This window comes from Amycolatopsis sp. VS8301801F10 (assembly GCF_046195355.1).
Classification (GTDB): Bacteria; Actinomycetota; Actinomycetes; order Mycobacteriales; family Pseudonocardiaceae; genus Amycolatopsis.
Genome location: NZ_CP176065.1, coordinates 9,067,734 through 9,092,157 on the forward strand (window position 1 = coordinate 9,067,734; position 24,424 = coordinate 9,092,157).

Here is a 24,424-nt window from a genome sequence, read left to right on the forward strand (position 1 = left end):
GGGAGTCAGGCGCGGCGCGACGACGGCTGCCCTGGCGAAAGTACTGAAGTTCGCAAAATTCCCTGTTACCACCCAGCCGACCCAGGAGCGGCGGATTGCACACTGGCGCAATTGCGGCATTCCGTCCCAGCAGCCGAGAGGGCGAGCCGCGGTGTCGAATGTCGCGGGCGACTCTGGGGAACAACGGAAACACCCTGCGTCGCCAGCCCGCTAATAAATAACCATTCGCCGACTCCGCGACAACGGGCAAAAATACTGCCCGGAACTGCAAATAGAACTCACCCCATGCCGAAAAATGCGGCTCCGCCCCGGCCGCGATAATTGATTCAACACCGTACCGGCGAGTACGACAAGGTATTCGCCGGTGAACGGGGCGCTGGTGGAGGTACCACCACTGTCCTGACTGGTGCCAGCACCACCATCGGGAGGTCGGGGGCCGGAAATGGGGAAGGGCCTTCCTATTGCTAGCGGGAAACTGTCGCGCATGACGCCAACTCATTACCCCAATCGGAGGTAGACCGACTTTTCAACGTCTGACATGCTCGGCTCGGCCGACAGCTCGGTGCGTGGGGTCACTTGAGACGGGCTATTTTTCCTCAGGGGTAGATATGGAAATTGAGCTATTGGGATCGGTGACGCTCAGGCAAGCCGGCCGCGGGCATGGAGTCGCGTCGCGGAAGGTGCGGACTGTGCTCGCGTTGCTGGCCTTGTCGCCGGGGGTTCCGTTGTCCCTGGACACTCTCGCGGACGAGCTGTGGGCGGACAAACCGGTCGCGAACGTGCGCAACGCTTTGCAGGCCAATATCGCCCGGCTGCGGAAGCTCGTGTTCAACGTGACCGGCGAGCGCGAGGTGGTTCGCACGGTCAGCAGCGGGTACCTGATGACCGTGCCCGCCGAGGCCGTTGACGCGCATCGGTTTTCTGCGTTGGCTCAGCGTGGGGCCGCGCTGCTCGGGCCGGATCCGCGTGGGGCGATCACGGTCTTCGAGCAAGCGTTGCGGCTCTGGCGCGGGCCGGCGTTGCTCGACGTGGCCGACTGCACTCGCTGCCGGATGGCGGCCGAGCAGCTCAACGAGCATCGGCTCACCGTGCAGGAGGACCTGATCTCCGCGCGTCTGCAAGTCGGGGAACACCACGGGCTTTCGCACGACCTGAAGCAGCTCGTCGCGGAGAACCCGGCTCGGGAGCGGCTCAGCGAGTACCTGATGATCTCGCTTTACCGCGACGGCAGGCAGGGCGAGGCGGTGTCCGTTTTCCACAGCACCCGGAAGTGGCTGAGCGCCGAACTCGGGCTGGAGCCCGGGCCGGGGCTGCGCCGGTTGTACCAGTCCATCCTGATGCAGGACCAGGTTCTCGACTGAACCGTCGTTTTGGCTTCCACGGCGTCAGCATGGCAGCCCTCGATGACCGCCTGCTGACACCGCGCCGACGGGGCCTTCGCGTCAGGGCGCTGTCAGAAGCGCGTCACCGGTCGTCGCTAGTTTTCGGGCCGATCACCGGAAAAGGTCCCTGACGATCGGAAGTGCCCCATGACGACAGCCGTCTCCGAACGGATGCAGCAGATCCGCGAGATCGTCTGCACGCACCTTGAGCTCGACGACGCGGAGCTCACCGAAACCAGCGATTTCGCCGACGACCACGAGGCGGATTCGCTGTCGCTGATGGACGTGCTGGCCGCGCTGGAGAAGAAGTTCGGCGTCACCATCGACCAAGGCCAGTTCGCCCGGATGACCAACCTGCGCGCGGTGTACGAGGTCGTCTCGGAATCCGCGAGCTGGTAGAGACCATGTCGACGAGTATCGGGCGCCGGGTGGTCATCACCGGATGCGGTGTCGTGTCGAGCATCGGCATCGGGGTCCGGGAGTTCACCGCCGCACTGCGCGCCGGGCGCAGCAACGTCCGGCCGATCTCGGTGTTCGACACCGCCGGGTTCGCTCACGACAACGGCTGCGAGGTCGCCGACTTCGAGCCAGCGCGGTGGATCCGCACGCTCGACCCTGGCGACCTCGGCCGGGCGAGCCGGTTCTCCACCGCGGCCGCGCGGCTCGCGGTCGAGGATTCCGGGTTGCCGCTGGAAACCCTGCGTGCCGCGCGCACGCTCGTCTCGGTGGGCAGCACCGACGGCGAGGCGCACGAACTCGACGGGCTGGTGCGGCAGGAACTCTCCGCAGGGCTGGCCGGTCTCGACCCGAAGCTGGTGCGCCGCATCTCCGCGGGACGGCTGGCCACGTCGATCGCGCGCGAGCTGGAACTGGCCGACGTCGAGACCGGGACCATCGCGACGGCGTGTTCGGCGGGCAACTACGCCATCGGCAACTCGCTCGACGCGATCCGGTGCGGGGACGCCGAGTTCGCCCTCTGCGGCGGCGCGGATGCGCTGTGCCGCAAGACGTTCACCTCGTTCTACCGGTTGCGCAGCATCGCCCCGGACTGCTGCCGTCCGTTCGACCGCAACCGGATGGGCATCCTCACCGGCGAGGGGGCGGGCATTCTTCTGCTGGAAAGCCTCGACTCCGCGCTCGCCCGCGGCGCCCGGATCTACGCGGAAGTGCTGGGCTACGGCATGTCCTGCGACGCGCATCATCCGGTGGCTCCGCATCAGGCCGGGATCGCCCGCTGCATGGAACTGGCGCTGGCCGACGCCGGGGTCAAACCCGCCGAGATCGACCTGATCTCCGCGCACGGCACCGGGACGAAAGCCAACGACATGACCGAGTCCGCGGCGATCCGCGACCTTTTCGGGCCGAAGCCGCCGCGCACCGTGTCGATGAAATCCATGCTCGGGCACTCCATGGGCGCGGCGAGCGCGCTGGCCGCGATCGGCTGTTCGATCGCGCTCACCGAGCAGTTCATCCCGCCCACCATCAACCACCGCGACACCGACCCGGACTGCCCGATCGACTGCGTCCCCAACGAATCCGTCGACGCCGACCTCGACATCGTGCAGAACAACGGCTGGGCCTTCGGCGGCAACAACGCCGTGGTCCTGCTCGGCCGGTACGAGCGGCAACCCCGAGAGGAGGCCTTGCGGTGACCGCACCTGCCCGGCGCCGTCCGGTCATCTCGGCCTGGACCGCCATCTCCCCCTTCGGCTACGGCCGGGAGGCGTTCGCTGACGGCGTCCGCTCCCGGCGCGAGCCCGCCCTCGACCCCGGCGCGCAAGGCGATCCGGCGGCGATCGTGCCCGGCTTCGACGTGCGCGAGATGTTCGGCCGCAAGAAGACCCGGGCGATGAACCGGGTCAGCGGGCTCACCGTGGCGGCCGCGCAGCAGCTGCTCGCCGACATGGAACTGGCTCCGGACGGCGACCGCGAGCACATCGGGTTCGTGCTCGGCACCACGACCGGCAGCGCGCAGAGCATGATGGACCTGACCCGCGCGTCGATCACCGGCGAACAGCCGGATCACGTCGAACCCGCCGCGGTTCCCGGCACCGTGATGAACTGCGCGGCCGGGCAGGCCGCGATCTGGCACGGCCTCAAGGGTCCTAACGCGACGATCGCGGCCGGGCGCACCACTGGGTTGCAGGCGTTGAACTACGCCCGCCGGCTGCTGATGACCGAACGCGCGGCTCAGGTGCTGTGCGGTGCGGCCGAGGAGCATTCCGCCGCGCGGTCTTGGCTGGAACACCACCGGCGCGGCGGGGCGGCGACGCTCGGCGAAGGCTGTGCGATGTTCCTGCTCGAACCGGCGGACTCGGCGGATCCGCGCAGCGTGCTGGCGACGCTCAGCGGCATCGACTCGCGGATCTGCCTCGACGGCGACCTCGCCGGAACTTTGCACGCCACCGTGTCCACGCTGCTGAACCGGTCTGGCGTGGCCAAGGAACGAGTGTGGGCGGCGGTCGGCAGTGGCTTCCCCGTCGGCTCGGACCGTCCTGAGGACGCGACGTTGCGGCAGTTGTTCGGCGACGAGGTGACGGACCGCGTGCCGCCGGTGGACCTCATCGGTGACACGTCGGCGGCGACCGCGCTGTTCGGGCTGGCCTCGGTGCTCAGCGTCGCCGACGGAGCGGACCTCGGCGAGCAGGACCACATCGTCGTCACCGCTTGCGACGACGACGGTTCGGTGGCCTGCGCGTTGCTGCTGCTCGGCGGTGCGCGATGAGCAGAACCGCGCTCGTCACCGGCGGCTCCCGCGGCATCGGCCGGGCGGTCGTGCTCCGCCTGGCACAGGACGGCTTCGACGTCGCCTTTTGCTACCACAGCAACCAAACCGCGGCGGACGTCCTGGTCAAGGAGGTGCTCGACCTGGGCGTCCGGGTCGAGGCCGCCCAGGTCGACGTGGCCGACGGCGAGGCGGTCACGGCGTGGGTGGAGCGCACGGCCGACGAGTTCGGGGCGCCGGACGCGCTGGTCACCTCGGCCGGGATCACCCGGGACGGTGCGCTCGCGCTGATGTCCGAACCGGACTGGTCGAGTGTGCTGCGCACGAACCTGGACGGCGTTTTCCACGCGTGCCGTCCCGCCGTGTTCCGGATGCTCAAACGCCGTTCCGGAAGCGTCGTGACGCTTTCCTCGGTGTCCGGCGTGCACGGCAATCCGACGCAGACCAACTACTCCGCGGCCAAGAGCGGCGTGCTCGGTTTCACCAAGGCGCTGGCCAAGGAAGTCGGCCGGTACGGGGTGCGGGTCAACTCCGTCGCGCCGGGCCTGATCGAGACCGACATGCTCGGCAAGCTGAGCGAAGCGACCCGCGAGAAGATGCTGCGCGCCGTCCCGCTGCGGCGATTCGGCCGGCCCGAAGAGGTGGCGGACCTGGTGTCGTTCCTGGTTTCCGAACGCGCCTCCTACATCACCGGCAGCGTCTTCGAGGTGGACGGCGGCTTCGTCGTCTAGCCGAACGTTCCCCGCGGCAGCGCAGGCAGCGCGTGCCGCGTCCTGTCCGTGCGCTGGCGAAAGGACGTCATGAGCGCCGAGAACGGTTTCATCCCGCGGCTCAAGACCGCGGTTTTAGGCACGGCCGACCGGCCGCTGGTGTTCGTCGGCAACTTCGAGGTCGAGGAGCAGTGGGCGGTCGACGAGCAGGGACTGCCCCGGGTGTCCGCCCCGGGCGGCACGGCGGTCGTCAACAGCATGGACGAGTTCGCCTTGCTGCTGGGCGGAAAGCGGGACCACGTGGTGCTCAAGCACGCGCCGGATCCGGGTTACCGCGGCTATCTGGAGGGGCTCGGCCTCGACCTGCCGCAGATCCACGTGATCGCCGACCCGGATCCGGCGCGCACGGTCAGCCAGGACGCCCTCCACGATCCGTGGCTGATCGCCGCGCTGTCCGCGCTGCGCGCCGACGACGCGCATCTGCTCGCCCACGGTGTCTCCGCGGTGGAGGAAGAACTGGCTGCCGCGACGGGATTGCCGCTGGCCGCGCCGGATGCGGCCCGGTGCAAGGCGGTGAACAGCAAGATCTACAGCCGCCGCATCGCGGCCAAGCTCGGGTTGCGGCAGCCGAACGGCTGGGCGTGCGACACGCTCGAGCTGCTCGACGAGGCCGTCGCCGCGGCCGCCGAGGTGCTCGCTGCCGGGCGTCGCGTCGTCGTCAAGGAGGCGTTCGGGGTGTCCGGCAAGGGGATCTCGGTGGTCTCCGACGAGCGCAGGCTCGACCGGTTGCGCCGGATGATCTCCGCGACCGCCCGCCGGAAGGGCCGCGACCGGATCGCGTTCGTCCTCGAGGAGTGGGTCGACAAGCGCGCCGACCTCAACTACCAGTTCACCGTGAGCCGCGACGGTTCGGTGCGCTTCGACTTCGTCAAGGAGCTGATCACCGAAAACGGCGTCCACAAAGGACATCGGATTCCGCCTCGGCTGGACGAAGCGCAGCTCGCGACCATCCGGTCCGCGGCACAGGCGCTCGGCGGGCAGCTCGCCGCCGACGGCTACTACGGCGTCGTCGGGGTGGACGCGATCGTCGAACCGGACGGCGGCGTCTTCCCGGTGCTGGAAATCAACGCCCGCAACAACATGTCCACCTATCAGGTGCCGATCCAGGAACGCTTCGTCACCGCGGGAGAGACCGCGATGGCCCGGCACTACTCGCTGCGGCTCGGCGCCAGCGTGGGCTTCGACCGGGTCCGCGACGCGCTCGGCGATCTGCTCTTCGACGGCACGGGCAGCGGCCTGCTGGTGAACAACTTCGCCACCGTCAACGCCGGCGCGCAGACCGCGGACGGCGCCCCGTTCGCCGGCCGCCTCTACGGCGTGCTCATCGGGGATTCGGCCGCCGAGGTCGACCGGATCGACGCGCGGGTCGAACGCGCGCTGGCCGTCCTGCAGCAGGCCTGAGCCCCCGTTTCCGCCCAGCCGAAGACTAAGGAAGTTCTGTGACTGAAACCGTTCCGGAGTTCGCCGTCGTGTCCGGCGCCCAGGTGCACCAGGTGCTCGACGGCGCCGAGAAACACCTGGTCGAGCTGATCGAGGCGGCCTACCGGCTGCACGGGCGGCAGGCGACCGTCAACCCGCCCTCCTACTTCCTCCGGTTCCCGGACCGGCCGGCCGCGCGCATCATCGCGCTGCCCGCCTCGGTCGGCGGCGAGGTCGCGGTGGACGGGGTCAAGTGGATCTCCAGCTTCCCGGAGAACGTCCGCACCGGGCTGCCGCGCGCCTCGGCCGTGCTGATCCTCAACGACCAGGCGACCGGGTACCCGCTGGCCTGCATGGAAAGCTCGATCATCAGCGCCAGCCGGACCGCGGCGTCGGCGGCGCTGGCGGCCGACTGGCTCAGCCGGCGCGGCGAACGGCCGCGACGGCTCGGGTTCGTCGGCACCGGGCTCATCGCGCGCTACGTGCACCGGTTCCTGCTCGGCACCGGCTGGGACTTCGACGAGACCGCGGTGTTCGACCTCTCCCCCGAGCACGCCGCGGGCTTCCGGGGCTACCTGGAAAGCACCGGCGCGAGCGGGATTTCGGTGCGCGAAAGCGCCGAGGAGCTGATCCGCGGCAGCGACCTGATCGTGTTCGCCACCGTCGCCGGGGAACCGCACGTGCACGATCCGGCCTGGTTCGCGCACAACCCGCTGGTGCTGAACGTTTCCCTGCGCGACCTGTCCACCGAGGTGATCCTGGCGTCGGCCAACGTGGTGGACGACGTCGAACACTGCCTGAAGGCCAACACGTCGGTGCACCTGGCCGAACAGGCCACCGGCGGACGCGACTTCCTCGACGGCACTCTCTTCGACGTCCTGACCGGGGCATTCGCCCTGCCCGCGGACCGGCCGCTGGTGTTCTCGCCGTTCGGGCTCGGCGTGCTCGACCTCGCCGTCGGCAAGCACGTCCTGGACGAACTGCGCCGCCGCGGCGAACTGCGCGAGGTGGGCGACTTCTTCTTCGAACTCGACCGCTACGGCGCCCGCTGATGCCGATCATCACCAGTCCGCACGAGTTCAACGTCGACGACCTGTTCGTCGATCTGTACGGGTGCACCGGGCGATCGCTCTACCTCAAATGCGAGGGCTTCAACTTCGCCGGTTCGATCAAGATCAAGGCCGCGACCGAGATGATCGACGCGGCCGAACTGGACGGCACGCTGAGGCCGGGCGCGACGCTCGTGGAGAGTTCGTCGGGCAACCTCGGGGTGGCGCTGAGCCTCGTCGCCGCCAGCCGGGGCTACCGGTTCGTCTGCGTCACCGATTCCCGCTGCACCCTCGGCGCCCGGCAGCTGATGCAGACGCTGGGCGCCGAGGTGCACGTGATCACTGAACCGCATCCGGAAGACGGCCTGCTCGGCGCGCGGATCGCGCACGTGCGGCGGCTGTGCGCCGAGGGCGCCGACCGGGTGTGGCTCAACCAGTACGCGAACGCGGGCAACTGGCAGGCGCACTACCGCACCACCGGTCCGCAGATCGCGAGTTCGTTCCCCGGCGCCGACGTGGCGTTCATCGGGGCGGGCACCACCGGCACGCTGATGGGCTGCGCGCGGTACCTGCGCGAGCACTGTCCCGGAATGCGCGTGGTAGCCGTCGACACCGTGGGTTCGGTGACCTTCGGGACGCCGGCCGCGCCGCGGATGATCCCCGGTCTGGGCACCGGGGTCCGGCCCCCGCTGCTCGACGAGTCCTATGTGGACGATGTGGTGCACGTGCCGGAGCTCGACACCGTGCGCATGTGCCGCCGTCTCGTGCGGGCGGGTTTCCTGTTCGGCGGCTCGACCGGCACCGTCGTCGCCGGGGCGCTCGACTGGCTCGATCGGCACGAGCAGGGCGAAAACCTCACCGCGGTGGCGGTTTCCCCCGACCTCGGCGACCGCTACCTCGACACGGTCTACCACGACCAGTGGGTGGCCGACCTCTACGGAGCCGCGGCGCTCGCCCCGCCCGCCGCGCTCGGGAGCTAGTACCACTCGAAATCGAGGTGCCACGCCCAGTGTGCGCACGATCACGAGGAGCCATCCTTAGACCGTCCGGCTTGCCGCCTGCGCGGCGGGAGGCCTGAAGCGGCCCAAGGAGTTCGGCATTGCGAACGCTACCTCTGCTCCGTCTCGCGCGCTGGTGTGCCGGACACCCCGGCCCGGTCCTGTGCGCGTGGCTGCTGTTCCTGCTCGCGGCGGCGGGCGAGGGCCTCGCCGCCGCGACCGGAGGCTCCGCGAACGCCGGTTCCGTCCTCGCGGTCGGCTGCCCGCTCACCGCGCTGCTGCTGGTGCTGGTGCTGGGTTCGCTGCGGCTGGCCGCGCTCGCGTTCGGCTATCTCGCGACGGTCGGGGCCGGCGCGCTCGGGGTGCTGACGGCGATCGCCGAAGCCGGGACGGGCTCGTTCGGCAACTGGAACCTCGTTCTCCTGCCCGGCATCACGAGCGCGGCCAACCATCTGCTGATCGCGGTCCGCAGGCAGCAGGAGATGCCGCCGGGCAAGCACGACGCGTCCGACACCGCGCAGATCGTCGCGTCCGCCGCCGGGCGGACCGCGCTCGTCACCGGACTCGCGATGCTGGCGGCGATGACCGGGCTGTACCTGACCGGCGAACCGCAGGTCATGCGGTTGGCCGAGGCCGTGGTCCTGGTCGTTCTGGTGGAAGCCGCCGCGGCGCTGACTTTGCTTCCGGTGCTGCTGACCCGGATCTCAGTCCCGGGGCGGAGGCCGTTCCAGTGGCACTGGCTGCCGCGGTTCGTCGCCCGCCTGCCCGCGACCTGGCGCTACCGCAGCGCGGCGGGACTCATCGGCGCGCTGGCGGGCACCGCCGCGGCGCTCGGGTACGTCGTCTACCGCTACCTCGAATCGCCGACGCTGCCGCCCTTGCCGTTGGCGCTGCTGATCGGCCTGACCTCGCTGGCGGTGATCACGGCTTTCCGGCCGATGGTGGTCGCGCTGACGACCGCGGTGCTTTCGGTGCTCTCCGCGCTTTTCGCGCTGACCATGCTCACTTGCCTGGACCCGCCGGCTCCGACGTGGCTGCCCGTGGCGTTGGTGGCCGTGCTCGCCGCGCCGACGACCGACCTGCATGTCTGCCTGCTGCACCACTTCCGCGTCGAGGCGCTGACCGGGATGTCGCCGCAGCACGTGCTCGCCGAAGGGCTGCGGCGCGGCACCGTGGCGATCTCCAGCGCGAGTGTGGTGTCGATCGGCGTGTTCAGCGCTCTTGGGATCGCTGGCGCCGGCGAGCTGAGCGAGTTCGGCTGGGCGGCCGCGGCGGCGCTGGCGATGGACGTGCTGGTGATCCGGTTGGTGCTGTTGCCCTTGCTGCTCTCATTGGCCGGCCCGGTCCGCTGGTGGCGGCGGACCGGGCCGGGGGCTGCGCGAAAGTGAGAGGCTCGGGTCACCCGGTGGTCGGGTGCCCGGTGAGGTCGAGGAAGGCTTCGTCAAGGGTCGGTCTGCGCAGCGCGAAGTCCGCCAGTGCGACGCCGCGTTCGTGCAACGCGTTCGCCGCCGCGGCGATCCCGCCGCTCTCGTCGAGCAGTTCGAGAGAGATGCTGCACCGGCGTTCGTCCACGACCGGGACGCCCACTGCGACCGGCGTCAGGGCCGCCACTGCGTCCGCGAGACCCTCGGGATGCGCGACGGCGACCTCCAGCCGTTCCCGGCCGACCTTGCGCTTGAGTTCGTCCGCAGTGCCCTCGGCGACGCTTCGGCCCTTGTCGATGACCACGATCCGGTCCGCGAGGTAGTCGGCTTCCTCGAGGTACTGCGTGGTGAGCAAGACCGTGACGCCCTCGCTGACCAGTTCGCGGACCATCGTCCACAAGCCCATCCGGCTCGCCGGGTCGAGTCCCGTGGTCGGTTCGTCCAGGAACAGCACCGACGGACGCGCGACGAGGCAGGTCGCGAGGTCCAGCCGACGGCGCATCCCGCCGGAGTACGTGCCGACTGCGCGGTCTGCCGCCTCGGCCAGGTTGAACCGCTCCAGCAGTTCGCCCGCCCGCGCACGCGCTCCTCGGCGGCCGAGGTGCAGAAGCCGGCCCAGCAGCACCAGGTTCTGCCGTCCGGTCAACAGTTCGTCCACGGCCGCGTACTGGCCGGCGAGCGCGATGTGCCGCTGGACTTGCTTGCGTTCCCGCACGATGTCGTGTCCGGCGACCAGCGCGCGGCCGCTGTCCGGCGGAAGCAGGGTCGCGAGCATCCGGACCGTGGTGGTTTTGCCCGCGCCGTTCGGCCCGAGCAGGCCCAGCACGGTGCCGGGCGGAACGGCGAGGTCGACGCCGGCGAGCGCTTCGTGGTCGCCGTAGCGTTTGCGGAGGCCCTCGGCTTCGATTGCGAGTTCTCCCATGTCAGCCTGCTTCCCGGACGTTTTCGGGCGACAGATCGGTCCAGTGGCCCGAAATGTGCGCCAGGGCTTCTTCGCGGCTGCTCTCGCCGAGCGAAACTCGCCAACCGGGCGGGATTTCCGCGAAGGACGGCCAGAGGCTGTACTGCCGGGCGTCGTTGACCAGGACCAGGAAGGTGGCGTTCTGGTCGTCGAACGGGTTTGTCATCGCGTACTCCGGATCGGTTAGGCGAGGCGGTAGCGGCGGAAGCTGAGCAGGGTCGCCGCGGCGAAGAGCACGACCAGCGTCACCGCGACGACGACGCCGGGATGCTGGGCGGGGAACGAACTGTCCGCCGGCAGCGGCACGCCCCACAGCTGGCGGCACAGCGTCGTGACGGAGCTGACCGGGTTCCATTCGGCGATCGGCCGCACCCAGGACGGGAGCTGGCTGACCGCCATGAACGCGTTGGACAGGAAGGAAAGCCCGAGCGTCAGCACCGCGCCGACGCCGTCGATCGATTCGGGATTGCCCATGGACAGCCCGAGCAGCACGCCGACCCAGATCATCACGTACAGGAAGAGGGCGAGCACGGCCAATCCGGCGAGCAGCGCGGGGAACCCGGCGTGCACGCGGCCGCCGACCGCCAGCCCGATCCCGGCGACGATCGCCAGTGCCACGAAGCCGACCAGCGCGTCGCCGATGGTGTGGCCGAACAGCACGGCGGGACGCGAGATCGGCAGCGAGCGGAACCGGTCGGTGAGGCCGCCCTTGAGGTCCATCGCCACCGCGATCGCGGTCGGCGCGACTCCCGCGAGCCCGACTTGCATGAGCGCGGCCGGGAACAGGAACTCCGGATAGCTGCCGCCGCCTTCGACGCTCACCGCGCCCTTGAAGACGTAGCCGATGGCCAGCATGGTGATCAGCGAGTTGAGGGTGATCGCCAGGAGCCGGCCGGGGACTTTGCGCAGGTGGGTCAACCGGCGTCCGGCCAGTGCGAAGGTTTCGACGAACGCCGCTGCCCGCGGAGGGTGCGCCGGGGTGGTCATTGCGGTCACTGCGACTCCTCGTTGCTCGCCAGCGTTTCGGCCACCACGGCGCCGACCTCGGCCTGTGGTCGCGGGTCCATCAGGTATTCGTGGCCGCACTCGATCCGGTGCGCTCGCACCGGGCCCGCCACGTGCGGCGCCCAGCGGCCCGCTCGTTCGGCCACCTCGGCATCGGTCAGTCCCTCGGCGGCGACGAACAGCTCGACCGCGCCGCTGAATCTCGCCGGGCGGTACCGGTGGGCCAGCGCGGCGTTGTTGTCCATCACGGCGAGGACGCGGGTCATGCGTTCCTCGCCGATGTCGGCCAGCCTGCTGTCCCCCTGCCGCAGCACGGCGATGACGTCGGCTGGGGTCAGCTCGGCACCGGCGGCGGTGTCGTGGAAGCCCACGTGTTCCAGGAAGTCGACGAGCAGCTCGTGCCGGGACGGCGCTGGTTCGGCGCCATCCGGCGGGTAGCTGTCCAAAATGGACAGTGAGCCGACCGGTTCTCCTTCGGACTCCAGCCGTACGGCGAGTTCGAAGGCCAGCAGACCGCCGTAGGACCAGCCGAGCAGGTGGTACGGGCCGTGCGGCTGGACGCGGCGGAGGCGGTTCAGGTAGTCCTCGGCGACCTGTTCGACCGAGTCCGGGAACTGCTCGGCGCCGCTGATCCCGGGCGATTGCAGGCCGTAGACCGGACGGCCGGGCAGGTGCGCGGCCAGGCCGAGGTAGGGCAGGCTCAGGCCGAGTCCGGCGTGCAGGCAGAACAGCGGCGGTTTCGTCCCGGTCGGGCGGATCGGCAGGAGCGGGGCGAACGGGTCGGGCAGGTCCGCGAGATCCGGTTCGGCTCGTTCGGCGAGTGCGGCCAGGCGTTCGACGCTGCCGTGGGTCAGGACGTCGGCGACTGTCAGCCGGAGTCCGGCTCGGCGGGCCAGCGCGACCAGCCGGACGGACTGCAGGCTGTTGCCGCCCAGTTCGAAGAACCCGGTCCGGACGTCGATCTCGGCGAGGCCAAGGGTTTCCGCGAACGCGGCCCGCAGCAGTTCGACGGATTCGCCCGGGTCCTGGCTCGGCGGTGCGGTGGGGGTGGGCAGGGCGGAGCGGTCCAACGTGCCGTCCGGAGCGACCGGGATGGTGTCGAGTTCCGCGAAGGCGCTCGGGATCAGGTAATCGGGGAGTTCGGCCGCGAGTGCTTCGCGCAGGGCCAGCGGGTCGACGCCGCGTTCCCATTGCGGGACCACGTAGGCGAGCAGTGCGTCGTCCTCGGCGATTACGGCAGCTGCGGCCACCGAGGGCTGACGGTGCAGGGCCGCTTCGATTTGGCCGAGCGGGATCGCGAAGCCGCGTACCTGGGCCTCGCGGAGCACTTCGATGGTTCCGTCCAAGCGGAGACGCGCGGGGCGACCGGACGGTGCGCCAGCCAAGTACAACTCTCCTCGGCCACCGCGCGGCACCGGCTGCAGTTGCTGGTCGAAGACCTCGGCGCGGCTGTGCGCGAACGGGCGTCCGTTGACCAGCGAGAGCCAGCCGGACGCCGCGGTTCCCTCGCAGTTGAGTGCTCCGTCGAGGAATTCCTCGCCGAAGTTCAGCACCCGGGTGCCCGGTCGCAGTGCCAGCATTTTCGCGATGTTCGGGGTCAGGACCACGACGCTCGGGTCCACCGACGAGGCGAGTTCCGCGATCTCCGCGGCGGGGGCGACGGTCACCACCGCGCCGACGTGCAACGCGGCGAGCACGACCGGCAGCGCGAATTCGGTGTCCGGGGCCAGGACGCGGTCGCCGGCCATGAGCGGCAATTCGGTCAGCAGCGCGGCGATGGTCGCGGCCAAGGCATCCCGGCTGAAGACCGCTTCTCCGCGATAGGCCAGCTCCGCGCCAGACACCGAGACCGTCAGGTCGGTGTCGGCGAATCCGGAAACGTCGGCGGGCACGGTATAGCGAGACGGGCCGTCTGCGGGCGTCCAGGCCGCGCCGATGGCGAGCACGGCGAAGATCGCTGCCCAGCGGTCGCGGCCCGGGGGCAGGTCGACGAGCACTGTCTCCCCCGGTCCCGCGCCTTGGGCCAGCAACGCCCGGGCGACGCGGTTGGCTTGTTCGCGCAGGCCGACGTCGCCCGGGGCCAGCAAGCCGTCGGGAACCTCGAGCGACGGCTCGGCTGGGGTGGCCCGCTCGGCGGAAGTGCGCAGGTCGATCCGGCTCAGCGGCTGCCCGGGGGCCTCGGCGGCGGCCGTCAAGAGGAGGGTCAACCGGTCCACGAGCAGGTGCGCGGTTTCCGCGGTGAAGGCGTCGGCGTTGTATTCGAGCGTGCCTTCCAGACCGCGTTCGCCCTTGTGCTGGCCCAGCTGGAAGGTCAGGTCGAACTTGAACTTCTTGTGCGTCGGGGCGAGCAGTTCGGGGCGCGCGGTCAGGCTGCCGAGGCTGACTTCGGAGGGCGGCACGTCGTAGAAGGACAGCAGCACCCCGAACAACGGCTGCCGCGACATCGACCGGGCCGGTTGCGTTGCCTCCAACAGCCGTTCGAAGGGCAGTTCCTGGTGGGCGTAAGCGGCGAGGTCGGCGTCGCGGACTCGCGCGACCAGTTCGGCGAAGCTCGGGTCGCCGCTGGTGTCGGTGCGCAGGACCAGCGTGTTGACGAAGAAGCCGACGAGGTCGTGCACGGCTTCGTCCGGACGGCCGGCGACCAGGCTGCCGAGCGGGATGTCGGTTCCCGCGCCGAGCCGGGTGAGCAGCGTGGCCAGTGCGGCTTGGACGACCATGAACAGGCTCGCACCCTGCTCGTGGGCGAGCCGCGAGAGACCGCGATGCACGGCGGACGGGACGGCGAACTCGATGGTCCCGCCGTGGTAGCTGGCGGACGCGCGGCGCGGCAGGTCGACCGGCAGCGCCAGTTCGCCGGGCATTCCGGCGAGCGCCTCCCGCCAGTGCTTCAGCAGGCGGGCGGATTCGCCGTCCTGGGGGTCGTCCAGCAGGGAGTGCTGCCAGACCGAGTAGTCCGCGTACTGGGCGGGCAGTTCGGTCCACTGTGGACTCTTGCCGGACCGCCGGGCCTCGTAGGCGGTGGCGAGGTCTCGGGCGAGCACGTCGACCGACCAGGCGTCTCCGGCGATGTGGTGCAGGACCAGCAGGAGTACGTGGTCGCCGTTCTGGTCGGGACCGAACAGCTTGCTGCGCAACGGGAGGTCGGCGGACAGATCGAAGCCGCGGGCGACTTCCCCGGCCAGCGTGGCGGCGAGGTCCTCCGGCAGCGGGGCGAGGCGCAGCGGCGCTCCCGCGTCGAGCACGCGTTGGAACGGCACGCCGTCGGTGTCCGGGAAGACCGTGCGCAGGATTTCGTGGCGTGCGGTCAGGTCGTCGACGGCTGCGGCGAGCGCGGAGCGGTCCAGTTCTCCGGAAAGCCGCACGGCGAGGGGGATGGTGTAGCCGCCGTGTTCGCCTTCGAGCCGGTTGAGGAACCACATGCGCTGCTGGGCGTACGACAGCGGCAGCGGATCGGGACGGTCCAGCTTGCGGAACGCCGCGCGCGCCTGGCCGGCCGACGCGAGCCGTCCGGCCAGCGCGGCGACGGTGCGGGCCTCGAACAGATCCCGCAGCGGCAGTTCGACGTTCAGTTCCGACCGGATCCGGCTGACCAGCGCGGTGGCCAGGAGGGAATGGCCGCCGAGCGCGAAGAAGTCGTCGTCGATTCCGGTTTCGGCGACTCCCAGCACCTCGGCGTAGAGCCGGGTCAGTTGTTCCTCGACCGGGGTGCGCGGGCCGCGTTTCTCTTGGCCCATCAGGTGTTCCGGGGCGGGCAGGGCCTTGCGGTCCACCTTGCCGTGCGGCGTCAGCGGGAGCCGGTCGAGTACGACGATCGCGCTGGGCACCATGTACGCGGGCAGCAGTTCGGCCAGCTGGGCCTGCAGTTCTTCGGGGCGGGCGGTTCCCGCGACGTAGCCGACGAGGTGCCGGTTGGCCGCGTCGGAACCTTGCACGACCACCACCGCGTCGGTGACCGATTCCTGCGCGAGCAGACCGGCTTCGATTTCGCCGAGTTCGATGCGGTGGCCGCGGATCTTGACCTGGAAGTCGCGGCGCTCGATGAACTCCAGCGCCCCGTCGGCCCGGCACACGACGCGGTCGCCGGTGCGGTACATCCGCGTTCCCGGCTCGCCGAAGGGGTCCGCCACGAACACCGAGCCGGTCTTGGCCGGATCGCCGACGTAACCGCGGCCGACCACCAAACCGCCGACGTACAGCTCGCCGGCGGCACCTGGCGGGACCAGACGCAACTCGTCGCCCAGCACGTACAGCCGGGTGTTCCGCACCGGAAGGCCGATCGGCACCCGCAGGCCCGGTACATCGTCCACACTGGACAGAACGGCGTGGGTCACGTCGTCGGAGCATTCGGTCGGCCCGTAGGCGTTCATCATCGGGATGTCGGGGAAGTACGCGAACCAGCGCACGCACAGGTCCGGCGGCAACGCCTCGCCGGTCACGACCAGCCACCGCAACCCGGTCAGGTCCGGCGGGCTGCCCGCGTCCCAGAAGTCCAGCGCGGCACGAAGCAACGACGGCACGACTTCCAGCACCGACATGCCCAGACCGAACAGCGCGTCCGGATCGGCGGCCGTCTCCCGGCTCACCGCCCGGACTTGCGCGCCGACCAGCAGCGGGGCCAGCATCTGCCAGACCGACACGTCGAAGGTCAGCGGCGCGTTCTGCACCAGCACGTCCGGCGGCTCCAGCGACAGGTCTTCCACCTTGGCCAGCAGGTGGTTGACCATCCCGCGGCGGGACACCATCGCGCCCTTGGGGCGGCCGGTGGACCCGGACGTGAAGATCAAATACGCCACGTCGTCGTCCGCGCCGACGACCGGGGCCAGCTCGGCGTCCACGGCGCCGTCCAACTCCACGACCGCTACCGGCAGGCTGTCCGCGATCTCCCGGAATTCCGGAGCCGCGATCACGCAGGCCGCGCCGCTGTCTTCCACCAGCCCTCTCAGCCGGGCGAGCGGCAGCGTCGGATCCAGCGGTACGTAGGCGCCACCTGCGCCAAGGACGCCGAGGACCGCCGAGATGAAGCCGATCCCGGGACCGGCGAGCACCCCCGCTACCCGGCCTTGCGGCAGCCGCCGCGAGAGTGCCGAGGCCAATCCGACCAGCTCGGCGTAGCTCACCGAACCGGAGTCATCGACCACCGCGACCGCGTCCGGGGCCTGCGCGCGGACCCGTTCGACCACGCCCGCGCCGATCGGGCCGGTCGCGCCCAGCAGGAAGGTCTCCGCTGGCTCGGCCACCACGTCGATCCGGCCCAGCGGGCGGTCCGGATCGCCGAGCACCGTGTCGAGCAGCGCCCGGAACTGCTGCGCCAGCTCGCGGACGCGGTCGTCGCCGAAGGCTTCGCGGAGGTAGTCGAAGCGGAAGGCCAGGGAGGCGTGCGGTTCCACCACGAGGCTGAGCGGGTAGTGCCGCGAATCGAGCGTCACCGCGTCGACCACGCGGACGTCCTCGCCAAGTTTCACCAGCGGTCCGCCATCGCCGGCGGGGACGTTCTCGAACACCACTGCGGTGTCGAAGAGTTCTCCGCTGTCCGGGATGGCTCCGCTCAGTTGTGCCTGCCCGATGTGCTGGTAAGACACCATCGCGGCTTGTTGAGATCCCAGTTCGGCGAGCAGCTCGCGGACCGGGCGGGCCGGGTCGAGGCGGGCCCGGACCGGCACGGTGTTCACGAACATGCCGACCATCGTTTCGACGCCCGGCAGTTCGGCGGGGCGTCCGGAAGCCACCGCGCCGAAGACCACGTCCTGCTGCCCGGCCAGCCGGCCGACCAGAATCGCCCAGCACGCCTGCACGATCGTGCTGACCGTCAGTTCGTGTTCGCCCGCCCAGGCGTAGAGGTGCGCAGTGTCGCTTTCGGACAGTGCTAACTCGACTGTCGCGGGCAGGGTCTCGGCTGCGGGCAGATCTGGGGCGACGCGGGTCGGTCCGGGCAGGCCCTCCAGCAGGTCTTGCCAGGCTTTCCGTCCGGCTTCCTGGTCTTGCCGGGACAGCCAGGCCAGGTAGTCCCGCATCTGCGGCACCGCGGGCAGTTCCGTCCGCGCGCCGCCTGCGTACAGTTTCGCCAGCTCGTCGATGAGGATGGGGACCGACCAGCCGTCGGTGGCGATGTGGTGTGCGCTCCAGAGGAACCGGTAGCGCTCGGCGGCGACCCGGATCAGCGTGAACCGGACCAGCGGCGGCCGCGCGAGGTCGAAGCGGCGCAACCGGTCCTGCTCGACTAGCCGCCGCAGCTCTGCCTCGCGGTCCTCCTCCGGGAGCCCGGTGAGGTCGATTTCGGTCCACGGCAGCTCGACCGATTCGGCGACCAGCTGCACCGGCTCCCCGTTGCGACGCCGGCGGAAATATCCGCGCAGGGCGGTGTGGCGGGTCAGCAACGTGGCGCAGGCATCCCGGACCGCAGTGGTGTCCAGCGGCCCTTCAAGATCGGCGATTGCTTGTACCGCATAGAAATCCACACCCTCGGTGTCGAGTTCGGCGTGGAAGAGCATGCCTTGCTGCAACGGTGCCAGCGGAAGCACCTCCTCGACCGGCCCGGCCCGCAGCTCGTCCAGCTCTCCCGGGGCGAGTTCGATCAAGGCGGTGGTTTGGAGGGCAACCTCCTCCCCCACCGGGACCGCGTTCTCTGCGATCGCCGCCGGGGTGCGCGCTTCCAGCAGGTCGCGCGGGGTGATGACGAGCCCGGCCTTGCGCGCGCGGCTGACCACCTGGATCGAGCTGACGCTGTCGCCGCCGAGGGCGAAGAAGTTGTCGTCGATGTAGACCTTCGGCACTGTCAGCACCTCGGCCAGCACGTCGCACAGGATGGCCTCGACGGCGTTGCGCGGCGCCCGGCCGACTGCTTCGGCGGCGAAATCGGGCTCGGGCAGCGCGTCCCGGTCGACCTTTCCGTGCACGGTCAACGGCAGCGCGTCGAGCACGACCATCGCGGGCGGCACCAGGTAGTCCGGCAGCCGCTGCTGCAGTTCGCTGCGCACGGAAGGGATGTCCACCGGCCCCGTGCCGACCAGGTACCCGGCGAGCCGTTTGGTGCCAGCGGCGTCGGAGCACACCACCACGACCGCGTCCGCGATCTCCGGCAGCTCGCGCAGGGTGGCTTCGATCTCGCCGAGCTCGATGCGGTGGCCGCGGATCTTGACCTGGAAGTCACGGCGCTCGATGAACTCCAGCGCCCCGTCGGCCCGGCGCACCACCCGGTCGCCAGTCCGGTACATCCGGGTGCCCGGCTCGCCGAACGGATCCGCGACGAACACCGAACCCGTCTTGCCCGGATCGCCCACGTAACCACGGCCGACCACCAGCCCGCCGACATACAGTTCACCCGCGGCACCCGCGGGAACGGGAAGCAACTCGTCGCTCAGCACGTACAGCCGCGTGTTCCGCACCGGAAGACCGATCGGCGTCCGCAACCCACGGACATCGTCCACACTGGACAGAACCGCGTGCGTCACGTCGTCCGAGCATTCGGTCGGGCCATAGGCGTTCACCAGCGGGATCTCCGGGAAGTACCCGAACCAGCGCACGCACAGGTCCGGCGGCAATGCCTCGCCGGTCACGACCAGCCACCGCAACCCGGTCAGGTCCGGCGCCCCGCCGGCGTCCCAGAAGTCCAACGCCGCCCGCAGCAACGACGGCACGACCTCCAGCACGGACATGCCCAGCCCGAACAACGCTTCCGGATCCGCCGCGACCCGCCGGTCCACCACGCGGACCTGACCGCCGACCACCAGCGGCGCGAGCATCTGCCACACCGACACGTCGAACGTCAGCGGCGCGTTCTGCACCAGCACGTCCGAGGGCTCCAGCGACAGGTCCTCCACCTTCGCCAGCAAGTGGTTCATCATCCCGAGCCGGGACACCATCGCGCCCTTGGGGCGGCCGGTGGACCCGGAAGTGAAGATCACGTACGCCACGTCGTCGTCCGCGCCGACGACCGGGGCCAGTTCGGTGTCCACCGTGCCGTCCAGTTCCACGACATCCACCGGCAGTTCCGCGGCGACGTCCCGGAATTCCGGAGCCGCGATCACGCAGGCCGCGCCGCTGTCCGCCACCAGATCGCGCAACCGGGCCAACGGCAGCGCCGGATCCAACGGCACATAAGCACCACCGGCGCCCAGCACACCGAGAACCGCCGAGATGAAGCCACTTCCCGGTCCAGCGAGCACGCCGATCACGCGTCCGGCGGGCAGCCGTCGCGACAACGCCGAGGCCATTCCGACCAAGTCCGCATAGCGCACTGAACCGGCCGCGTCGACCACCGCTACCGCGTCCGGATCCTGGGCGCGCACCCGCTCCACCACGCCCGCACCCACCGGGCCGACAGCGCCCAGCCCGGCGGCGAGCAGTTCCTCCCGCTCGCCCGGATCGACCACGTCGACGTGCGCGAGCGGCGCGTCCGGATCAGCGAGCGCGAAGCGGTCCAGGAATCCGGCGAACCGGTGCAGATGAGTGTCCACTCCGGACTCGTCGTACAGGTCGGGGTTGCCGTTGAGGTGCAGTTCGATCCCGCCGCCGGGTTCGTCGAGGACGGTGATCGACAGGTCGTTGGTGATCCCGGTGGACAGGTTCCGCACCCGGGTCACGCAGTCGCCCAGCCGCAGCCCGGGGTCCGCGGGCAGCACGTTGACGAAGGGACCGCCGAACGGCCGCCGCTCGTCGCTGCGCACGCCGATGTCGCGGCGGATCTGGTTGACGTGGTAGCGCTGGTGCTTGAGCGTGCGAGCGAGTTCCCGGGAAGCCTGCTTCAGCAGCAGCTGCCGGGTCATCGCGGGCGTGACCCGCATTTTCAACGGCAGGTAGTTCGCCATCATCCCGGGAATCGTCCGGGTCCGGACCCCCGCGCGGGCGGCGACCGGAACGGTCAGCATCAGGTCTTGGATCCCGGAGAGGCGTTCGGTGTAGGCGGCCATCGCGGCGAGCAGGAAGGTCGGCAGGGTCACCCCGGCCTCCGCCACCGCCTTGCGTGCCGCGGCGGCCGCGTCGGCGGGCAGGGCGAGGGTGCGGCGCAGGAAGCCGCGCGCCGGTGCGGGTTCCTTGCCGGACAGGCTGATCAGGTCCGGGACGGTGCGGAAGTGATTGCTCCAGAACTCGCGGTCGCGGCCAAGGTGCGTGGAGTTCTGGTAGGCGAGTTCGGATTCCAGCAGGTCCCGGAACGGCGGCAGCGGACGGCCCTCGGGCTCGCTGCCAGTCCGCACGGCGGTGTACAGCTCGCCCATCCGGCGGTGGCAGATCGCGGCGCTGAACCCGTCGCCCACCAGATGGTGGGTGGTGAGATACCAGAAGCGCCGGCGGGGGCCGAGCGTGAGCAGAGCCGCGCGGAACAGCGGGAAATCGGTGACCGAGAACGGCCGGGCCAGGTCCTCGTGCATCCACGCGAGCGCGGCCGCCTCGGGGTCCGGTTCGCCGGACAGGTCGAGGAAGCGGACCGGCAGTTCGGCGAGCGGTTCGACCACCTGGCGCGGTTCGCCGTCCACCTCGAAGAAGCGGGCGCGGAAGCACTCGGCCTCCTCGGTGAGCAGGCGGAACGCTTCGGTGAACACGGCCACGTCCAGGTCGCCGGAGATGTCCAGGTAGTCGGCCATCGCGTAGGCAAGGCCGCCTCCGGACAGCTGCTCGTCGAACCAGACGTCGGTCTGGGCCGTGGACAGGGGCAGGCTCGTCTCGACAGCAGTCATCGCGGCACCTCGGAAAGTCGGTCGGTGGTCTGCCCGGGCACGCGGCCGAACGCGTCGGCGGCCCAATGGTCCCGGTAGACGGTGTCCAGGTAGTGGTCGCCCAGGTCCGGGGAAATCGCCACGGCGGTCAGGTCGCGGTCCTCGCGGGCGAGCCAGGACAGCGCTCCGGCGACGACGGTGCCGGTCGAACCGCCGAACAGGAAGCCGCGGCGCACCAGCGTCCGGCACGTCTCCACGGTTTCGGCTTCCTCGACGTGCACCACGTCGTCCACCAAGGACTCGTCGAGCAGCGCCGGCCGGATCGCCGAACCGAGCCCGGGAATCCGCCGCGGTCCGGGCGGGCCGCCGAAGCTCACCGAGCCGACGCTGTCCACCGCCACCACGCGGATCGACCGGCGCGCCTCGCGCAGGTACCGGGCGCAGCCCATCAGGGTCCCGGCCGTGCCGGTGCCGACGAACAGCACGTCAAGGCCGGGGAACATGCGCAGGATCTCCGGGCCGGTGGTCCGGTAGTGCGCGGTCCAGTTGCCCGGGTTGGTGTGCTGGTCGAGCCAGACGTAATCCTCGTGCTCCGCGCACAGGCTCTCCACCAGCCGCTGCCGCGCGCCGACCAGGCCGTCCACCGGATGCGGTTCGGTCAGCACCCGCACCTCGGCGCCGTAGTTCTGCATCAGCTGCCGCGCGGACAGCGTGCAGTGGTCGTCGGTGACGCAGATGAACCGGTATCCCCGGCTGGCCGCGACCATCGCGAGCGCCACGCCGATGTTCCCGGAGGAACTCTCGACGATCGTCCGGCCGGGACGCAGCGTGCCGTCCCGTTCGGCGCGCTCGACGATTTCCAGCGCGGCCTTGAGCTTGATCGACCCGGCGAAGTTGAACCCCTCGCACTTGACGAACAGGTCGCGGCCGACGAACCGGCGCAGGTCGACGTACAGATCCGGGACGGTGAACTCCTGAGGGGCGGATATCACCCGCACGGCGAACCTCCGGTGCGCGAGGGGGCGCTCAGCGCCGGGAACGACTCGCCCCGGCCGGCTTTTCCGGCGAGCAGCCCGGTGAAGACGATGAGTTTCTGGATGTTCGCGGCGCCTTCCATGAACTCGACGCCGCGGGCGTCGCGAATCAGCTTGTCCAGCAAGGGATGCGTCCAGCGCGCGCTCGGTCCGAAGAACCGGCAGGCCGCTCTGGTCGCGTCCTCGGCGAGCCGGCTCGCCTCGGCTTTGGCCGACGAGGCGAGATGCCCGCCGCGGCTGCCGCCCGCGTCCACCTCCATCGCCGCGAGGTGCACCAGGTTCCGGACGCTCTCGATCCGGTAGCCCAGCTGATCCCATTCGGCCGCCGCGCCGCCGGCGAGCAGGCCGCCTTCGGCGCGGACGTACTCGTGCGCGGCCCGCGCGATGCCGATCGCGATAGCCGCGACACCGGGCCGGAGCCGGTTGAACGTCAACGTGGCGGCCCACATTCCGCGTCGGGTCGGGGAAAGATGGCGGCCCAGCACCCGGTTTGCCGGGATCCGCACCTCGTCGAACTCCACCGCGCAGAACCGGGCACCTCGCAAGCCGAGCATGCCCAGTGGTTCGGCGTGGAAGCCGGGGGAAGCGGTGTCCAGCAAGACCGCCCGTACGCCGAGCGGGCCGGGCGCGGTGCGGGCGAAAACCACGCCCAGGCCTGCCCGGGAAGCGTTGCCGACATACCGCTTGCGTCCATTCAGGACGAAGTCGCCGTCCGGTCCGGGCGTGAGACTGGTGGTGAGCGCGTTCGCGTCGGAGCCGACGTCGGGTTCGGTAAGCGCGAAGAAAGTCCACGTTGGACGGTCGAGGAGCCTGCCGTAGAACCAGGCTTTCTGCTCGTCGTCGGCGAGCACGTCGATCAGGACGCCGGACATCGACGCGCCCGGTGCGGCGAGTGTCGCGCCCGCGTCGCCCCGGGCGAACTCCTCCAGCAGCACCGTCCGTTCCAGCGCGGTCATCCCGTGGAACCGGTGCCCGGCGACGTTGATGCCCTCCGAGCCGTACTCCCCCGGGACCAGCAGCTGCGCCATGCAGCGCACCGCGGGCAGGTCGGCGAACTGGGTGATGGCCTCGGGATCGCGGTCGAGCACCGCACCGGCCGCACGGAGGTCAGTTGCCCATTCCGCGGCCAGTTCCCGTAGCGCCAGCAAAGGTTCGGTCAGTACCGTGCCCGTCACGTTGTCCCCATTTCGTGCACGCTCGCGAGCAGCTCCGAGACGTCGGCGACCTCGCCCGGCCCGCCGGTGAGGAAACCCTTCGCTCCCAGCAATCCGAGCAGTTTCCGATCCACATCGGACAGGCACTGGTGCAGATACCGCACCCGCGCGGGAGCCAGGTTCCCGTCCGCCAGCAGATCCGCTTCTACCGCCAGTTGCCCGGTCAACGCGGTCGCGAGGCAGTCCTGGATCATCTGCTTGCGCAGCAAGGACTCCTCCCCCGAACGCCGCTCGCCCAAGTACTGCAGGCACTCGTCGAGCAGCCACTGCGAAAGCCCCAGCCGCACCCACACCAGGTCCGGGCCCGCGGGCGCTCCCGCCAGACCCCGGGCGAACACGACCGCGCCGCCAGGGAGATCGGCTTCCCGCAGGATTTCCGTCCCGGCGGGCAGTTCTCCCGCCGGGACCGCCGCGATCGCGCCGGCCCGCTGCGTCGTCGGCAGCAGCTTGAGAGCGGGCGCGACGCCCTGCTCCCGGGCGACGCGCCGGCACTCCTGCCACCGCACCGGGTCAGGCACGGATTTCCGCGATGACGAACGCGGCGAGCGAACGCACCGATTCGAAGTGCTGCATTTCCAGGTTCTCGGTGTCGAACTCGATGCCGAACGTGTCCTCGAGCTGCATCAGCAGTTCCAGCACGCCGGTCGAATCGAGGCCGGCGTCGGACAGCCGGGTGTCCGCGGACAGGTCGGCGACGTCCCGTTCGAGCACCGTGCCCAGCGCGCCGGTGATGCCCTCGACGACCCGGTCCTCGGTCAGGGTCTGCGCGATCTCAGTCATGGCTCTCCTTTTT

The 24,424-nt window shown here is 70.3% G+C and carries 17 protein-coding genes; 9 read left to right on the forward strand and 8 right to left on the reverse strand.

Annotated elements, in window-relative coordinates; translation table 11 throughout:
• Window positions 1-680 precede the first annotated feature (680 nt).
• From F9C11_RS41530 to F9C11_RS41570, 9 genes are all read left to right on the forward strand, one after another.
• Complete coding sequence (locus F9C11_RS41530) at window positions 681-1,361, forward strand: BTAD domain-containing putative transcriptional regulator (RefSeq protein WP_409182797.1); 681 nt, start codon at window positions 681-683, stop codon at window positions 1,359-1,361.
• Window positions 1,362-1,529: 168 nt separating this feature from the next.
• Entirely contained in the window at window positions 1,530-1,781 is a 252-nt protein-coding gene (locus tag F9C11_RS41535; protein ID WP_409182798.1) for an acyl carrier protein, read from the forward strand.
• Window positions 1,782-1,786: 5 nt separating this feature from the next.
• On the forward strand, window positions 1,787-3,034 hold the full coding sequence (locus tag F9C11_RS41540) for a beta-ketoacyl-[acyl-carrier-protein] synthase family protein (RefSeq protein ID WP_409182799.1): 1,248 nt from the start codon (window positions 1,787-1,789) through the stop codon (window positions 3,032-3,034).
• Window positions 3,031-4,107 (forward strand): beta-ketoacyl synthase N-terminal-like domain-containing protein, encoded by a 1,077-nt coding sequence (locus F9C11_RS41545; RefSeq protein ID WP_409182800.1) that lies wholly within the window; start codon window positions 3,031-3,033, stop codon window positions 4,105-4,107. Before F9C11_RS41540 ends, F9C11_RS41545 begins: the two co-directional genes overlap by 4 nt.
• Window positions 4,104-4,838, forward strand: coding sequence for a beta-ketoacyl-ACP reductase (locus F9C11_RS41550; RefSeq protein WP_409182801.1), 735 nt, complete (start codon window positions 4,104-4,106; stop codon window positions 4,836-4,838). Before F9C11_RS41545 ends, F9C11_RS41550 begins: the two co-directional genes overlap by 4 nt.
• 69 nt (window positions 4,839-4,907) lie before the next feature.
• A complete protein-coding gene (locus F9C11_RS41555; RefSeq protein ID WP_409182802.1) occupies window positions 4,908-6,278 on the forward strand; it encodes an ATP-grasp domain-containing protein in 1,371 nt (456 codons plus the stop codon).
• A gap of 38 nt (window positions 6,279-6,316) precedes the next feature.
• Window positions 6,317-7,348, forward strand: a complete 1,032-nt coding sequence (sbnB, locus tag F9C11_RS41560) for a 2,3-diaminopropionate biosynthesis protein SbnB (protein ID WP_409182803.1) — start codon at window positions 6,317-6,319, stop codon at window positions 7,346-7,348.
• Window positions 7,348-8,325: a 2,3-diaminopropionate biosynthesis protein SbnA gene (gene sbnA / locus F9C11_RS41565; RefSeq protein WP_409182804.1), complete on the forward strand. Its 978-nt coding sequence runs from the start codon at window positions 7,348-7,350 to the stop codon at window positions 8,323-8,325. The genes sbnB and sbnA (F9C11_RS41565) overlap by 1 nt, the downstream gene beginning before the upstream one ends.
• A 119-nt stretch (window positions 8,326-8,444) precedes the next feature.
• A complete protein-coding gene (locus tag F9C11_RS41570; RefSeq protein WP_409182805.1) occupies window positions 8,445-9,731 on the forward strand; it encodes an MMPL family transporter in 1,287 nt (428 codons plus the stop codon).
• Window positions 9,732-9,741: 10 nt separating this feature from the next.
• Here the strand turns inward: F9C11_RS41570 and F9C11_RS41575 are convergent, their stop codons facing one another.
• From F9C11_RS41575 to F9C11_RS41610, 8 genes are read right to left on the reverse strand one after another with little or no spacing between them, the layout of a single operon-like run.
• A complete protein-coding gene (locus F9C11_RS41575) occupies window positions 9,742-10,689 on the reverse strand; it encodes an ATP-binding cassette domain-containing protein (RefSeq protein ID WP_409182806.1) in 948 nt (315 codons plus the stop codon).
• A 1-nt stretch (window position 10,690) separates the two neighbouring features.
• A complete protein-coding gene (locus F9C11_RS41580; protein ID WP_409182807.1) occupies window positions 10,691-10,894 on the reverse strand; it encodes an MbtH family protein in 204 nt (67 codons plus the stop codon).
• A 17-nt stretch (window positions 10,895-10,911) separates the two neighbouring features.
• Entirely contained in the window at window positions 10,912-11,715 is an 804-nt protein-coding gene (locus F9C11_RS41585; RefSeq protein WP_409187095.1) for an ABC transporter permease, read from the reverse strand.
• A gap of 5 nt (window positions 11,716-11,720) precedes the next feature.
• Window positions 11,721-21,404, reverse strand: a complete 9,684-nt coding sequence (locus F9C11_RS41590) for an amino acid adenylation domain-containing protein (RefSeq protein WP_409182808.1) — start codon at window positions 21,402-21,404, stop codon at window positions 11,721-11,723.
• Window positions 21,401-22,381: a 2,3-diaminopropionate biosynthesis protein SbnA gene (gene sbnA, locus F9C11_RS41595; protein ID WP_409182809.1), complete on the reverse strand. Its 981-nt coding sequence runs from the start codon at window positions 22,379-22,381 to the stop codon at window positions 21,401-21,403. Before sbnA (F9C11_RS41595) ends, F9C11_RS41590 begins: the two co-directional genes overlap by 4 nt.
• Window positions 22,372-23,592, reverse strand: coding sequence for an acyl-CoA dehydrogenase family protein (locus F9C11_RS41600; RefSeq protein WP_409182810.1), 1,221 nt, complete (start codon window positions 23,590-23,592; stop codon window positions 22,372-22,374). The genes sbnA (F9C11_RS41595) and F9C11_RS41600 overlap by 10 nt, the downstream gene beginning before the upstream one ends.
• On the reverse strand, window positions 23,589-24,149 hold the full coding sequence (locus F9C11_RS41605; RefSeq protein WP_409182811.1) for a DUF2786 domain-containing protein: 561 nt from the start codon (window positions 24,147-24,149) through the stop codon (window positions 23,589-23,591). Before F9C11_RS41605 ends, F9C11_RS41600 begins: the two co-directional genes overlap by 4 nt.
• Window positions 24,142-24,411 carry an acyl carrier protein gene (locus F9C11_RS41610; protein WP_409182812.1) on the reverse strand — a complete coding sequence of 90 codons (270 nt, stop codon included), beginning with the start codon at window positions 24,409-24,411 and terminating at the stop codon, window positions 24,142-24,144. Before F9C11_RS41610 ends, F9C11_RS41605 begins: the two co-directional genes overlap by 8 nt.
• Window positions 24,412-24,424 lie beyond the last annotated feature (13 nt).